Below are 15,252 nucleotides of genomic sequence, written 5' to 3'. Positions count from 1 at the left end.
TTTACCGTGGTCAACGTGACCAATGGTGCCGACGTTTACGTGCGGCTTCGAACGTTCAAATTTTTCTTTAGACATTGCAGCCTCTCTAACAAAATTCTTTTGGTGTTTTACCTAAACTTACGTTTGCCTACCAAGGTTTCGTTAGAATGGCCTGTATAAGGAATGGTGCTGATAGGCGGATTTGAACCGCCGACCTCACCCTTACCAAGGGTGCGCTCTACCAACTGAGCTATATCAGCACGACTTGAATTTGGAGCGGGTGGCGGGAATCGAACCCGCGTCATCAGCTTGGAAGGCTGAGGTAATAGCCACTATACGACACCCGCAAATTCACAATATTGTGAGGCCACCTCAAAACCAAGGAAATTGCGTGGTGGAGGGGGCAGGATTCGAACCTGCGAAGGCTGAGCCGTCAGATTTACAGTCTGATCCCTTTGGCCACTCGGGAACCCCTCCCGCATTTTGCAATTTGAATTGGTGCCGGCAGAGAGAGTCGAACTCCCGACCTACTGATTACAAGTCAGTTGCTCTACCAGCTGAGCTATGCCGGCACCCCGGTTAGGTGGAGCGCATTCTATGGTACTAAATTTGATAGTGCAATAGCTTTGCGCAAAAAATTTATAAAAACACGATCAAGTGGTCAGTTTTTAACTCCTTCGAGCAAAAACTGACCGAGAAATTAAATTATTCGAATGGATGACGCAATACAATCGTTTCGTTACGATCCGGGCCTGTTGAGATGATATCAACTGGCACGCCAGTTAACGCTTCTATTCTTGATATATACGCTAACGCTTGCGGCGGTAACTGGTTATGCTCTGTTACGCCAACCGTACTTTCCTGCCAGCCTTCTAAGGTCTCATAAACAGGCTCGACCAAGTCATAGTCTTCAGCTGCCAATGGCGGATACTCACTGATTGTGCCATCAGCCAACTTGTAGCCAGTACAAATTTTTAACTCATCCAGACCATCAAGCACGTCTAGTTTGGTTAAGCAAAAACCACTGACCGAGTTAATTTGCACCGCACGACGCATTGCCACTGCATCTAACCAACCTGTGCGGCGTTTACGACCAGTTGTTGCACCAAACTCATGACCTTTAACGCCTAAGTGCTGACCAACATCGCAGCCGAGCTCTGTTGGGAATGGACCGCTACCGACACGAGTCGTATAGGCCTTCACGATACCTAATACATACTCAATATAACGAGGGCCAAAGCCGGCACCTGTCGCTACCCCACCTGCCGTGGTGTTAGATGATGTCACATAAGGGTAAGTACCGTGGTCAATATCAAGCAATGTGCCTTGAGCACCTTCGAACATGACTTTGTCGCCGTTCTTACGAGCCTGATCAAGCATTGCCGGTACATCGGCAACCATCGGCTTAAGCAGTTCAGCAAACTCTTTACATTGCTTAAGAACCTTATCGTAGTCGATGGCATCGGTTTTATAATATTCGGTCAGGGCAAAGTTATGGTAATCGACCAGTTCTTTTAACTTGCCCTCAAAACGCTCAGCATTAAATAAATCGCCAACTCGCAGACCACGACGTGCGACTTTGTCTTCATACGCAGGGCCGATACCTCGACCGGTAGTTCCAATAGCTTCTTTACCTCGTGCTTTTTCACGAGCCTGGTCTAGAGCAATATGGAAAGGCAAAATTAACGGGCAAGCTTCACTCACTCGCAAGCGCTCTTTAACAGGCACGTCACGAGCTTCGAGCATATCAATTTCTTCTATTAAGGCTTCTGGTGATAACACTACACCATTACCAATAATGCACTGAACATTTGAGCGCAGAATTCCTGAAGGAATGAGATGCAAAACCGTTTTTTCACCGTCAATGACCAGTGTATGACCTGCGTTATGACCACCTTGATAACGAACCACTAAGCTCGCTTTGTCGGTCAACAGATCGACGATTTTACCTTTACCTTCGTCACCCCACTGGGTGCCTAAAATAACAACGTTCTGACTCATGATTGCCCCGCGTAAAAAAAAAGCGTGGCGATCTTACCTTGTATCGGGGAGTTTGTACATGAGGGAAAAGTGCCCAATGAAATCATTGGGCACTGGTTGGACTTTTACTCTTGCTTTTCGCCCATCATATCTTGCAGGTAGCGGAAGAAGTCGCTGTTTGCATCAAGTACGAGCATATCGTTACCTTTACCAAATGAGTTGGTATAGGCTTCCATACTGCGAATAAAAGCAAAGAACTCAGCGTCTTTTTCGTATGCTTCGGCATAAATACGAGCCGCCTCTGCATCACCTTCACCACGCAATTCGCGTGACTGGCGTTTAGCATCAGCAAGCATAACGGTCACACGTGCATCAACGTCAGCACGGATAAACTCAGCTTGCTCTTTACCTTCTGAACGGTGCTCAGTCGCAACCGCCTGACGTTCAGCGCGCATACGCTGGTAAATCGATTGGCTGACCTCGGTCGGCAGGTTAATTTGCATAACCCGCACGTCAAGCACTTCAATACCTAAGTCTGAAGCACTCTTAGCGCCCTGAAGCAATGCTTCACGCATCAGTTCGTCTCGTTCACCAGAAACAATATCTGAAATGGTGCGATTACCAAACTCACTACGCAAGCCACTGTTGATTCGACGAGTAAGTAAAGCTTCTGCTTGCAGAATATTACCGCCGTTTGTACTCAGGTAGAACGTCGAGAAATCGTTAATACGCCACATGACATAGGTATCAACAATTAAGTCCTTTTTCTCACTGGTGACAAAGCGGTCTGGGTCCCCGTCCAGAGTTTGTAGACGCGCATCCAGTTTCTTAACTTGCTCGATAAAGGGTATTTTAAAGTGTAAGCCTGGCTCAAATACCATCGCTTCACCCGTTTGGGCGTCACGTTCAACTTTACCGAATTGAATCAAAATGGCTCGCTCGCCCTCTTTCACCACGTAGATGGAGGACAAACCCAGAGCGACCAGGACCACAACGATTATTGCGATTAGGTTTTTCATTAGTTTCGACCTCCGCTACGGTTGCTGTTGCGAGTATTTTGCGGTTCAGAGTTAAAGGACGTTCCCGCACCTTGCTCTGGAACTCGCGGAGGTGAGAAGGTTTCTGTATTTCTACCTTGGCGCTCTAACAACTTCTCAAGTGGCAGGTACATCATATTGTTGCCACCTTCCACGTCAACCAAGACTTTTGGCGTCTTCGCGTAAATGTCCTGCAGTGTGTCCAGGTAAATACGTTCACGAGTGACTTCCGGTGCACGCTCATACTGAGGTAGTAACTCGTTAAAGCGTGCAACCTCACCCTGAGCTTCCAGAATAATTTGTTCACGATACGCTTGAGCTTCTTGCAACATACGGCGAACTTGACCACGTGCTAACGGCTCAACTTCACGCGCATAGGCTTCGGCTTCACGAATGTAACGTTCTTCGTCCTCTTGCGCAGCAATAGCGTCATCAAACGCGTCTTTAACCGCTTCCGGTGGACGTGCAGGCAGTAAGTTAAGATCAACAATTTGTAAGCCAATAGAATATGGATTCATTGTCGACTCAAGCATATCTAAAGTGTCTGCACGAACTTGCTCACGACCACGCGTCAATACTTCGTCCATTGTCGTGTGACCAACGACGTAACGTAACGCACTGTCAGTCGCTCGCGATAATACACCGTCTGCGTCCTGAACATTGAACAAGTATGCGCGGGGGTCGACAACACGGTACTGAACATCTAGCTCGACACGAACCACGTTCTCATCCTGAGTCAGCATGTAACCTTCAGTTTTATCCGAACGTATATTGTTAACGTCGACATGCTCAACAGTATCCACAAAAACAGGACGCCAATGCAGACCTGACTCGACCATTGTGTGGAACTGACCAAATCGAAGCACAACGCCGCGATCAGCTTCTTTTACGGTGTAAAAGCCTGCAATGAACCAAACAATAATGGCGATAATAGCAATGATGCCAATACCCTTACTTGGAATGCCTGAGCTGCCGCCAGAGCTTCCACCTTTATTGCCGCCAAAGCCGAACTTTGAAAAGAGTTTACGGACTGCTTCATCCAGATCAGGTGGTCCCTGATCTTTACCGCCCTGATTTTTCCATGGGTCACGGTCGTTGTTGTTACCGCCGTTCCCCGGTTGATTCCAAGCCATGGACTGCTCCAATTTATGGTTTAACTTATATTAATTATGCTTTTGGACAATTAATTCATCCAAGTTTTTATCAAATCGTTTTTTAAGGCGCTGCCAGTCTACCGATGATAAACGTACATGCAACGCCAGTTGCCCATTTTCGTCAACATCTTCAGAGGTAACACTGTTTAATTCGTACAATGTACCACGTAATTTGCCCATGGACGGCGGTATTTTTATGGTCGCGTCCATCATTTGAGGCCCCAAAAACTGGGTTAATGCCTCTAAAATAAGCTCGACACCAATATCTTCTTGAGCCGACACCCACACTCTTACGGGTTTGTCATCTTCGTAATCGATACGTGGTTTTGCGCCATCTACTTGGTCTATTTTATTACAAATAATCAGTTGTGGCACATCTCCAGCGTCAATTTCTTCGAGTACTTCTGTCACTTGATCAATATTGTCCTGCTGTTGGTCATCCGCAACATCAACCACATGCAGAAGTAGATCCGCTTCCTGCGTTTCCTGAAGTGTCGCCTTAAAAGCCGCGACTAAATCGTGTGGCAAGTGCCGGATAAAGCCAACGGTATCCGCCAGAATTAAATCACCAACGTCTTCAATGGTAAGCTTACGAAGTGTCGGATCCAGCGTCGCAAACAATTGGTCTGCCGCATAAACGCCCGCTTCCGTTAACTGATTAAACAACGTTGATTTACCAGCGTTGGTATAGCCCACTAACGAAACTGTAGGAATTTCGGCTTTTTGACGGGCACGCCGTCCCTGCTCGCGTTGCTTTTGAACTTTTTCCAGACGCCGCAGAATATTCTTAATACGTCCGCGAATTAAGCGTCGGTCGGTCTCAAGCTGCGTTTCACCCGGTCCACGCAAACCGATACCACCTTTTTGGCGCTCCAAGTGAGTCCAGCCACGCACTAGCCGCGTTGAAATATGGCGTAATTGTGCCAGCTCTACCTGCAATTTGCCTTCGTGAGTACGTGCCCGCTGAGCGAAAATATCAAGAATAAGCCCGGTTCTGTCCAGAACGCGACATTTGCAGATAGCTTCCAGGTTACGCTCTTGTGTTGGGGACAGCGCATGATTGAAAATAACAATGTTGGCATCAAGCGCTTTCACCTGTTCGGCGATTTCTTCTGCTTTACCACTGCCAACAAAGTATTTTGGCGTCGGTGAACCGCGGCTTGTTGTTATAACGCCGCGAGTCTCAACACCTGAAGAGTTTGCTAAAAGTTTAAGTTCAGAGAGATCTTCTCGGTTTACTTCAGTGGGAAAGTCCACATGAACCAAAATTGCGTAGTCGCCACCTTCATACCTATCGAACAAGTTGTATCAGACCTCTCTTTTCTTAAAGTTAATCGTCGAACTCAGCCACGCCTTCAGCCGCTTGCTGAGGCAAGTAGTTTTGCGGGATTCTGGCTGGGACGACAGTCGAAATAGCGTGTTTATAAACCATTTGGCTAACAGTGTTTTTCAGCAATACAACAAATTGGTCAAACGACTCAATTTGCCCCTGTAGCTTGATACCGTTGACCAAATAAATGGATACCGGGATGCGCTCGCGGCGCAATGCATTTAAAAACGGGTCTTGTAGAGTTTGCCCCTTGGCCATCTTGGATTCCTTTTTTTATCGTTATTCATTATCCAATGCGAAATACAAAAAGTGACAGCACAGCCAATTTGCTATCACCTGTAAACACACACTAGACCAGTAAAGAATTTTTGCAACCAGAAAAACGTTAAAAATTACTCATTTATTTGCTAATCGGATCTGTGGGCGGTACTGAAAATTTCAATCCTTGGGAGGAAAATTTTGCGCAGGTTGAGCTAAGGCAGCCTCAACTTTGTCGTTCATTTGCGAATCATCAGTTTCCAGCCAAGTCACACTTGGCCAGCCGTTCAGCCAGGTTAATTGGCGTTTTGCAAGCTGCCGGGTAGCGATAATGCCGCGCTCTCGCATTTCTTCATACGATAATTCGCCATTTAAGTATCGCCACATTTGGCGGTAACCCACACTACGAATGGACGGTAAGTCTTCATGTAAGTCGCCACGTTCAAACAGCTTTCTCACCTCGTCCTCGAATGGCTCAGACAGCATTTGATCAAAGCGCTGCTCAATGCGCTGGTGCAGTACTGAACGCTCCTTTGGCGCAATCGCAAACTGATAAACGGGTTTATTCAGCTGGCCAAAACGCTCTTTCGTCAATTCAGTCAATGTTTTTCCACTGACCTCATAAACTTCCAGGGCGCGCAGAGTTCGCTGAGGATCATTCGGATGTATTCGTTCGGCACTGACAGGGTCAATCGTTTTCAAGCGGTCATGCAAAACAGCAAGCCCACTTGCTTCCATTTCTTCGGTAAGTTTTTGTCTAACCGACGCATCAGACTCCGGTAACTGCGACAAGCCTTCGAGCAAAGCTTTGAAATACAACATGGTGCCGCCAACTAGCAAAGGGACCTTCCCGCGTGCTTGAATATCGTCAATTAAGCGCAGTGCATCGCGTTGAAAATCGGCCGCTGAGTAGGTCTCTGACGGGTCGCAAATATCAATAAGATGGTGTGGTACTTTGGCTTGCTCTTGCGATGTTGGTTTTGCGGTACCAATATCCATTCCGCGGTAAATAAGCGCCGAGTCGACAGAAATAATTTCACAGTCCAGCTTGTCACACAGCGCTAGCGACAGGGCTGTTTTCCCGGCAGCTGTTGGACCGTAAATGGTAATAACCGCGTTAGTGGTTTGCATTATCTGCCTCCGGCACTTCAATAAACTGGAGGTAGTCGGCAGACTCATGTAGTTGATCGCGCCACTGCTTCACCCAGTGCTCTGCTTCCGTTGTACTGTATTCACCTTTAGCAACAAAGGCCGTCAGCCATGTTAGCAGCTGGCTGTCGGAGTTCTCTGACACTTGCTCAAGTAATTGCTTAAATAACAGTGCGACATTACCTTTACGAAGCATTTCCGGCATTTGCTCGATAACCACCATATCTTTCTGACGATAGTACATGACCCCCAGGCGGTTCAGCTGTTGCTCTGGCCATTGGCTAACCGGCGTTTTAAACTCTTTTGCTGATACCGTTACGGGAACCAATAATGGCTGTCCAGACAAGCCGTCCTCAAGCTGCTGAGATAGCTTCTCCTGTGCGCAAACTGCATGCACCTGTCGTACATTCAGCCAGGCCAACCGGTTTGAGTGTCTTACTAAAGCCTGATGCCCGTTAAACAGTGACAGTAAGCGCCAGCTTTCGCTCGGGGAGGTTGTTTCTTGTGTGCTTACAGAAGCCGATGCGCAGAATGTCGATGCAAATTGACTCTCGGAACGTCCTGAGGAGCTTTTTACCGCGTTAGGCAGTAACGATCCCATAGCCTTTCTCGGTGCCGTTGAATAACGACTGCTCTCCCTCATGGTTGACGTATCGTTCGACTGATACTGATGGCGGTGGGCATTCTCGTAAGGCTCACCATTAAAATCAACCGATGCATCTTCGGTGCCTGCGCTTACTGACATTTCAGTCAGCGAGCGCAGTACGCGTTCAACCTGAGTGAGAATAAAGTCGTGCACTTGCCGTTGATAATGAAAGCGCACTTCATGCTTGGCCGGATGCACATTCACATCAACCTGTTCGGCCGGCAGTTCAAAATAAAGAATATAAGTTGGCACGCGGTCAGTCGGTAAGTACTTTTCATAAGCCTGCCGCACAGCGTGAGCTAGAAGCTTGTCACGCATCATACGGCCGTTAACAAAAAAATGCTGAACATCGCCCTGGTATCGACAGTGCTCCGGTGCCACCATCCAGCCTTTTAATTTGTAGTCACCTTCCGGGCTTTGTAACTGATACGCCTGCTCAGCGAACTGGCCGCCACAAATTTTTGCCACGCGTTGCAACTGCTGCTTTTCTGAGTCCGCCCTGGGATAGCGCCGCAACGTTTTGCCGTTATGACTCAATTGAAATGCTACATCAAACCGACTTAACGCAATACGCTTTATAACCTCATCAATGTGGCTAAACTCGGTTTTTTCTGTGCGTAAAAACTTACGCCGGGCTGGCGTGTTAAAAAATAAATCCTGAATATCAACGGTCGTGCCGTTAGGGTGTGCGGCAGGTTCAACATTAACCTGCATGTCGCGACCTTCTGTCCACGCCTGCCACGCCTCACTTTGCTCAGCGGGCTTCGACGTTAAGCGCAGCCGCGACACAGAACTAATACTGGCTAAAGCCTCCCCTCGAAAACCTAAGCTACCAATACACTCTAAGTCTTCTAATGACTTAATTTTACTGGTTGCATGACGACTCAGCGCCAACGTCAGTTCATCTCGAGAAATACCGCAGCCATTGTCGCGAATACGAATACGCTTGCTGCCGCCTTTCTCAATATCTAGAACAAGCTCGTTTGCACCGGCGTCTAAGGCATTTTCTATCAACTCTTTTACGACCGACGACGGACGCTCGACTACCTCACCGGCGGCAATTTGGTTAGCAAGTTCTATAGGCAATTGTTGAATCGGCATTAGCGGCTCGGGATAGTGATTTTTTGTCCAATTTTAAGGACGTTACTTCTTAAATTGTTTTCCGTTTTTATCGCTTTCACTGTCGTATTGTAACGTTGCGCCAAAACAGACAAAGAGTCACCCGACTTCACCGTATAAGTAAAGCTGTTCTGATTCGCCAAGTAGGTGTTGTCTATCGGGTTACTGACAAAATACCGACGAATACCGTTATACAGCGCCCGAGCCATTTTTTGCTGATGCGCATTACTGGTCAATAAGCGTTCTTCGTCCGGGTTAGAAATAAACCCAGTTTCGACCAAAAGCGACGGCTTATCCGGTGACTTTAATACTGCCAAACTGGCCGCCTGAGGTTTTGTCTTGTGCATTTTAGTAACGGATGACATTTCATCAATAATGTGTCGCGCTGCACTGTAGGCGCCGGCAATAGAGCTGTCCATCGACATATCAAGCAAGGTTTCGGCCAAATAAGGCTCGTGACTGTTTTTACTTAAAATATCGGTAACACCGCCAAGTAACTCAGACTCTTGCTCTCTATTCTCTAACCAACGACCCACTTCTGAGTCCGCCCGTCGCTTAGACAAGACCCAAACCGATCCGCCCCGAGGTTGAGGCGTTCTAAAAGCATCAGCGTGAATCGATACGAAGAAGTCGGCTTTAGCATCCCAGGCTTTTTGCGGACGCTCATTCAAGCCCAAATAATAGTCGCCTGTGCGCACTAAAAACGCCTGCATGCCCGGGTCATCATTAATCATCTTTGCCAAAGCACGCGCTATTTTTATCACCACGTTTTTTTCGTAAGTACCACGTGGCCCTATTGAGCCGGGGTCATCCCCGCCATGACCAGCATCTATTGCAATAGTGACTTTGCGATCTTTGAGTTCGTCAATCGACTTTGCCGGACCGCTGCGTTCAACTGACTTACCTGGTAGGTCGACCACCAGGCGGTCTTTGTATGACTCATTCGCGGGGAGTACAAATAGGTTTGGTTCTGTTTTCGAGTTCAGTTCAATGACAATGCGGCTACTGCGATTATTCTTAGGGCTGCTGGTACGCACTTTGCGCACAAGTAAGGAGTCTTTACCCAGGTTGGTTAAGCCAGTGTTTAACTTAGTGTTGTTAAAGTCTATGACTAAGCGATACGGCTTCTGCTGGTTCAGCATAAAGTAGGAGTACTCTGGCGTCTCCGATAAGTCAAAAACCACACGCGTCTTGTCCGGCGACGGCCAAACCCTGACACTCTCAATACTGTTATCTGCCCATACGCTGAACGAGCATAAGGCAAGAAGCACGACCCAAAACTTTTTTATCATAATGACTGAACGATAGTTTTCCCGGTGTTAGTTAGCGCATTTATAATTATTTTTCTGCCCTGCTCATAATAGCTTAAGGCAATTTCAATGTCTGCGTCCGGAAGCCAGCCTGCACCTTTTTCCGGCCATTCAATAAAATTTAGAGTGTCTTCGGCAAAGTAGTCACGAATACCCATATACTCAAGCTCTTCCGGGTCAGCCAGGCGATACAAGTCGAAATGATGAATGCGCCAGCCACTTAACTGATAAGGCTCTACCAGGGTGTACGTTGGGCTTTTTACTGCGCCTTCGTGACCCAGAGCCTGAATCACCCCTCGACAAAACGCTGTTTTACCCGCGCCCAGTTCTCCTTCCAGGTAAACCACCACCGGCTCTTTAATACTTTCTGCAAAACGCTTCGCCAAAGCTAACGTAGCTTCCTCATTCGGCAACTCTTGCTCGAAAACCACACTCATTTTACGTTATTTTTCCATTCACTAATTGACGTATGTATGGCAACAAATCTGAAGCTAAGGTTCCCCGTTCACCTTCGTTGCCCGCTAATTCTCCGGCTCTGCCATGCCATATACCTGCCGCAACTACGGCTTCGGTTTCAGGCATACCTTGTGCAACTAAGCCGCTTACCAGACCAGTCAGCAAGTCGCCCATACCACCACTGGCCATTGCCGGACTGCCGGCATCCAGAATAAACTGCCCTGCGTCGCTGGTCACTAGCGAACCGGCGCCTTTTAATAAAATTTGCGCTTCGTAGTTATCACGCAGCGCATTTAATGCCGAAAAGCGGTCAGATTCTACCTTATTTGAATCAATATTTAATAATCGAGCGGCTTCACCTGGATGCGGGGTCAATATCACTCGCGGGCCAAGCCTTTCTTTTTGCTCACGAGCGGCCAAAATATTCAGCCCGTCGGCATCAATAACCCAAGCTTTGTTAGTGTTAATGCAATGGTCTGCCACCCAGCTGAAAGCCTCTCGCGACCAATCACTTTGCCCAAGTCCCGGGCCTAAGGCTATAACGTTCGCCTGCTCCATCATTGCCTGTAAGTCTTTCTGAGAGCTTACGGCGCGCACCATAGCTTCAGGTTGGGCAGCAGCAACCATCGCCTGAACCTCAGGGTGGCAGGCCACCGACACCTTACCGGCACCGCAGCGCAGTGCCGCTTGCATTGCCAGCACAACAGCCCCAGACATGCCCGGCTGACCACCAACAATAAGGACATGACCATTATCGCCCTTGTGTTCACAGGGCTGTCTTCGTGGCAGCCAATTTTGAATGTGCTCTGTCGTCACTCTCACATAGGTGGCTTTGTTTTGTTTCGCAAACGCATCCCCAATACCCAAGTCTTCCAGCACTAACTGCCCGACATGGTTCTTTGCTTTACCCGTTAACAACCCTCGCTTATGGGCAACTAAGCACACCGTTTTGTAGGCGTGAGCGGCGACTCCCGGCACTGAGCCCGTATCCGCATTCAGACCTGAAGGGACATCCACCGCCAGAACCTTGGCGGAAGCCTCATTTAAGGTCTGGACAAGCGCAGCCGCAGCGCCTTCCAGGGCGCGGTTAAGGTCAACTCCGAAAAGCGCATCGACAACTATATCGTAACGCTGCGGTTCACAATCATTAACCGACTTTTCCTGACCTCCACTGTCACGCCAGGCCAAACGTGCGCGCTCCGCATTATTGTCCGTTTTGGACGAGATATTCTTGTTCGGTGACAGGGCGAATACGTCTACCTGATACCCGGCTTCCTGCGCCAGCCGAGCAATAATGTAACCATCGCCGCCATTGTTTCCTTCACCACAGCATACCGCTATTTTCGCCGGTGCTTTTACGTCCTGCTGTAAGTGTTTAAACACAGCCGCCCCGGCAGCAGACATCAGTTGCATCATGCTTATTGAGCACGCTTCAGCCGCTGGCTTTTCGCCTTTTTGTACCTGTTCCACGGTGTACACGCGTTGTGCTAAACTGACGTTATCAATTGCCGTCATAGCTACTCCTGACCATGTCCAATTCCATTAACTATCAACAGCTGGCCGATGATATTAAGCGTTGGGGCGCCGAGCTGGGTTTTCAAAAAGTGGGCATTACTGATTTAGATCTTAGTAAACATGAAGCCACTTTACAGCAGTGGCTGGACAATGGCTATCACGGTGAAATGGACTTTATGGAGCGCCATGGCATGCTGCGGGCGCGTCCGGCAGAGTTACACCCCGGGTCGGTCAGGGCGATTTCCGTGCGTATGAACTACCTGCCCGTTGAAGCCGGCTTTGCAAAGACGCTAAAAGATGGCAGCAAAGGCTATATTTCCCGTTATGCATTAGGGCGGGACTACCACAAACTCATGCGTAAACGCTTAAAACAACTGGGTGACCGAATACAGTCTGAATTTGACGGTACCGATTTTCGCCCCTTTGTTGACTCAGCCCCCATTATGGAAAGACCGCTAGCGGAAAAGGCCGGGCTAGGCTGGACCGGTAAACACACCCTTATTTTAGACAAAGACAGTGGCTCCTGGTTTTTCTTAGGTGAGCTGTTGATTAACCTACCACTACCGGTCGATGAGCCTGTTGAGGAAGGTTGCGGCAGCTGCACCGCTTGTATGACCATCTGTCCGACTCAAGCCATTGTCGCTCCCTATGAGCTGGACGCACGGCGTTGTATTTCTTATTTAACCATTGAGCTGCGCGGCGCCATTCCTGAAGAGTTTCGCCCGCTTATTGGTAATCGTATTTACGGCTGTGACGACTGTCAGCTCATTTGCCCGTGGAACCGCTACGCCCAACTCACCGACGAGAACGACTTTAGCCCCAGACAAGAACTGCACTCGCCACAGTTACTCGAGCTTTGGACCTGGACCGAACAGCAGTTTCTGGACAATTTACAAGGCTCCCCCATTCGTCGCATAGGCTACGAGTGTTGGTTGCGGAACCTGGCCGTGGCTTTAGGCAACGCGCCATCAGATGCCGCCATTATAGAAGCGCTAGAGAATAAAACCGAAGGCGTAACCGATATGGTACGAGAGCACATCGACTGGGCACTGGAGCGTCAGCGCACCGGTGTTGCAGAGGTTACCAAACAGCTGAAACGATTAGTGCGTGCGGTAGAAAAAGGCCTACCCCGCGACGCCTAGTCGGGTTTGAAAACACCAATGACCTGATCAAACTGGCGCTCACTGCCACCACCCTGCTCTTTAGGTTCACTAAAGCGGTGCTTGCACTGCACGCATTCCACCTGCTCAATATCGTTTTCGATAAACAACATGAGCGTGTCCATGGCCTCACATTTGGGGCACACTGCGCCAGCGATAAATCGTTTCTTTTGTCTAGCCACGACAACTCCTGTGTTAGAATTGGCTGCAACGTAACTAATGATAACGCAGAGTGATTTATGATTCGAGCGCAAAGCATCAGCCTAATGCGTGGTGGCGATGTTTTATTTGAGGACAGTGACTTACAAGTTTTCCCCGGCCACAAAGTGGGTCTGGTGGGCCGCAACGGCTGCGGTAAGTCGTCACTGTTTTCAATGTTGCGGGGGGAGCTACATGCCGACACGGGCGACTTACACGTACCCGCAGAATGGCGCATAGCCAGCGTTGCTCAGGATACCCCTGCACTCGACAAGTCTGCAATTGATTATGTCATGGACGGCGACACAGAATTTCGAGCGCTGGAAGAGCAGCTGACAGCGGCAGAAGCTTCAAACAATGGCGAAAAAATTGCGCACTGCCACGATAAACTGGCGGCTATTGGCGCTTACGATATACAAGCTCGCACAGCGTCGCTTATGGCCGGGCTGGGATTTACTCAATCACAACTGCAACAACCAGTGAAAGCCTTTTCCGGTGGCTGGCGTATGCGTTTAAACCTGGCGCAAGCACTGATAGCCCGCGCTGATTTAATGCTGCTCGATGAGCCAACCAACCACCTCGACGTCGATGCGATATTCTGGCTGGAAGGTTGGCTGAAACAGTACGAAGGAACGCTGATTCTTATTTCGCACGACCGTGACTTTCTCGACTCTGTCACCACGGATATTGTGCACATTGAACATAACAAGCTGAATACCTATAAAGGCAACTACTCTCAATTTGAACGCCAGCGCGCTGAGCATTTAGCCCAGCAGCAAAGTGAATTTGAGAAAGCGCAGGTCATGCGCCAGCACTTGCAAAAGTACGTTGACCGTTTTCGCTATAAAGCCAGCAAAGCTAAACAAGCACAAAGTCGTTTGAAAGCTATTGAAAAATTACCAACGCAGGCGCCTCTTCGTGCTGAAAGCGGTGTCGACTTTCACTTTTTAGAGCCGGAAAAGCTGCCGAACCCATTACTGACACTCCGCGATGCAAAAGCCGGTTACGGCGACACCACCATTCTGGAACATATTAAGCTGAACTTGGTGCCGGGCACGCGCTTAGGACTGCTTGGCCGTAATGGTGCGGGTAAGTCGACCTTAATTAAACTCCTTGCCGGAGAGCTTGAGCCCATGGCCGGCGAACGTATTGCGAACCCGGGCTTGCGTATTGGTTATTTTGCACAGCATCAGCTCGAAACTCTGGATATGTCAGCATCGGCGCTGTTGCATTTGCAACGTATGGACAGCACCGCCAGCGAACAAAAACTACGGGACTTTTTGGGTGGTTTCGGGTTTTCCGGTGACCATGCAACACGCTCGGTTGAGCCTATGTCCGGGGGTGAAAAAGCGCGTTTAGCGTTGGCGCTCATTATTTATCAGCGACCTAATTTATTGCTGCTCGATGAGCCTACCAACCATTTAGATTTAGGACTTCGCGACGCTCTGGTTGCGGCCTTACAGGAATACGAAGGCGCTTTAATTGTGGTGTCGCACGATCGTCACCTGCTACGCACGACGGTCGATGAGTTTTGTCTGGTGGCCGATAAAAAGGCGGAGACCTTCGATGGCGACTTGGATGCCTATCATGCCTGGTTGCAGGAGCGTGCCGCCAGTGACAAACGCTCAGAGCAAACAGCGCCTAGTCGTCAGCGCGATAACCGCAAAGAACAAAAGCGCAAAGAAGCGGAAATGCGCCAAAAAACTAAGCCCCTGCGCCAGACCATTGAAAAAGCCGAAAAGCGCATACAGATCTTAGAAAACGAGTTAGCTGATCTGCATGACCAGCTGTCCGATAACAGTTTGTACAACGACGACCGAAAAGCCGACTTACAGGCGTTGTTAGACAAACAAACGGCGGCACAAAAAGAGCTGAGTGAATTAGAAGAAACCTGGATGGAAGCAGAAGAGTCACTGGCCGAGTTGACCGAAGAGCTTCAGTCAGAGAACGACTAAACGGGA

The 15,252-nt window shown here is 48.8% G+C and carries 13 protein-coding genes and 4 tRNA genes; 2 read left to right on the top strand and 15 right to left on the bottom strand.

From position 1 onward, the window contains the following. Positions 1-163: 163 nt before the first annotated feature. The 14 genes from CWI73_RS12075 to CWI73_RS12010 form a co-directional block, all read right to left on the bottom strand. Positions 164-239: transfer RNA gene (locus CWI73_RS12075), tRNA-Thr, on the bottom strand. 12 nt (positions 240-251) lie between these two features. Continuing rightward, a tRNA-Gly gene (locus CWI73_RS12070) sits at positions 252-326 on the bottom strand. 45 nt (positions 327-371) lie between these two features. Further along, positions 372-456, bottom strand: a tRNA-Tyr gene (locus CWI73_RS12065). A 19-nt stretch (positions 457-475) separates the two neighbouring features. After that, positions 476-551, bottom strand: a tRNA-Thr gene (locus CWI73_RS12060). Positions 552-684: 133 nt separating this feature from the next. Beyond that, positions 685-1,980 carry an adenylosuccinate synthase gene (locus tag CWI73_RS12055; protein WP_126753015.1) on the bottom strand — a complete coding sequence of 432 codons (1,296 nt, stop codon included), beginning with the start codon at positions 1,978-1,980 and terminating at the stop codon, positions 685-687. 104 nt (positions 1,981-2,084) lie between these two features. After that, positions 2,085-2,978, bottom strand: coding sequence for a protease modulator HflC (gene hflC, locus CWI73_RS12050; protein ID WP_126753014.1), 894 nt, complete (start codon positions 2,976-2,978; stop codon positions 2,085-2,087). Beyond that, positions 2,978-4,129 (bottom strand): FtsH protease activity modulator HflK, encoded by a 1,152-nt coding sequence (gene hflK / locus CWI73_RS12045; RefSeq protein WP_126753013.1) that lies wholly within the window; start codon positions 4,127-4,129, stop codon positions 2,978-2,980. The genes hflC and hflK overlap by 1 nt, the downstream gene beginning before the upstream one ends. Before the next feature lie 30 nt (positions 4,130-4,159). Beyond that, on the bottom strand, positions 4,160-5,452 hold the full coding sequence (gene hflX / locus CWI73_RS12040; protein ID WP_126753012.1) for a ribosome rescue GTPase HflX: 1,293 nt from the start codon (positions 5,450-5,452) through the stop codon (positions 4,160-4,162). A 28-nt stretch (positions 5,453-5,480) separates the two neighbouring features. Further along, a complete protein-coding gene (gene hfq, locus CWI73_RS12035; protein WP_053953128.1) occupies positions 5,481-5,738 on the bottom strand; it encodes an RNA chaperone Hfq in 258 nt (85 codons plus the stop codon). Between the two features lie 180 nt (positions 5,739-5,918). Further along, a complete protein-coding gene (gene miaA, locus CWI73_RS12030) occupies positions 5,919-6,869 on the bottom strand; it encodes a tRNA (adenosine(37)-N6)-dimethylallyltransferase MiaA (RefSeq protein WP_126753011.1) in 951 nt (316 codons plus the stop codon). Continuing rightward, entirely contained in the window at positions 6,856-8,634 is a 1,779-nt protein-coding gene (gene mutL / locus CWI73_RS12025; protein WP_126753010.1) for a DNA mismatch repair endonuclease MutL, read from the bottom strand. The genes miaA and mutL overlap by 14 nt, the downstream gene beginning before the upstream one ends. Continuing rightward, complete coding sequence (locus tag CWI73_RS12020; protein WP_053953131.1) at positions 8,634-9,944, bottom strand: N-acetylmuramoyl-L-alanine amidase; 1,311 nt, start codon at positions 9,942-9,944, stop codon at positions 8,634-8,636. The genes mutL and CWI73_RS12020 overlap by 1 nt, the downstream gene beginning before the upstream one ends. Continuing rightward, positions 9,941-10,399, bottom strand: coding sequence for a tRNA (adenosine(37)-N6)-threonylcarbamoyltransferase complex ATPase subunit type 1 TsaE (gene tsaE, locus CWI73_RS12015; protein ID WP_126753009.1), 459 nt, complete (start codon positions 10,397-10,399; stop codon positions 9,941-9,943). Before tsaE ends, CWI73_RS12020 begins: the two co-directional genes overlap by 4 nt. Before the next feature lies 1 nt (position 10,400). Beyond that, positions 10,401-11,933, bottom strand: a complete 1,533-nt coding sequence (locus CWI73_RS12010; RefSeq protein WP_126753008.1) for an NAD(P)H-hydrate dehydratase — start codon at positions 11,931-11,933, stop codon at positions 10,401-10,403. A 14-nt stretch (positions 11,934-11,947) separates the two neighbouring features. Between CWI73_RS12010 and queG the strand changes: the two genes are divergently transcribed. Beyond that, the gene (gene queG / locus CWI73_RS12005) at positions 11,948-13,075 is read left to right on the top strand and encodes a tRNA epoxyqueuosine(34) reductase QueG (protein ID WP_126753007.1); all 1,128 of its coding nucleotides are present in this window, start codon (positions 11,948-11,950) and stop codon (positions 13,073-13,075) included. On the opposite strand, the gene CWI73_RS12000 is transcribed toward queG, so the two are convergent. Next, on the bottom strand, positions 13,072-13,275 hold the full coding sequence (locus tag CWI73_RS12000) for a YheV family putative zinc ribbon protein (RefSeq protein WP_053953135.1): 204 nt from the start codon (positions 13,273-13,275) through the stop codon (positions 13,072-13,074). The two genes, queG and CWI73_RS12000, sit on opposite strands and share 4 nt — an antisense overlap. Positions 13,276-13,332: 57 nt before the next feature. Between CWI73_RS12000 and CWI73_RS11995 the strand changes: the two genes are divergently transcribed. After that, complete coding sequence (locus tag CWI73_RS11995; RefSeq protein WP_126753006.1) at positions 13,333-15,246, top strand: ATP-binding cassette domain-containing protein; 1,914 nt, start codon at positions 13,333-13,335, stop codon at positions 15,244-15,246. The last annotated feature ends 6 nt before the right edge of the window (positions 15,247-15,252 follow it).

The sequence above is a fragment of the Idiomarina piscisalsi genome (genome assembly GCF_003987095.1).
Taxonomy (GTDB): Bacteria; Pseudomonadota; Gammaproteobacteria; order Enterobacterales; family Alteromonadaceae; genus Idiomarina; species Idiomarina piscisalsi.
This window is presented reverse-complemented; position numbering and strand designations above follow the sequence as displayed.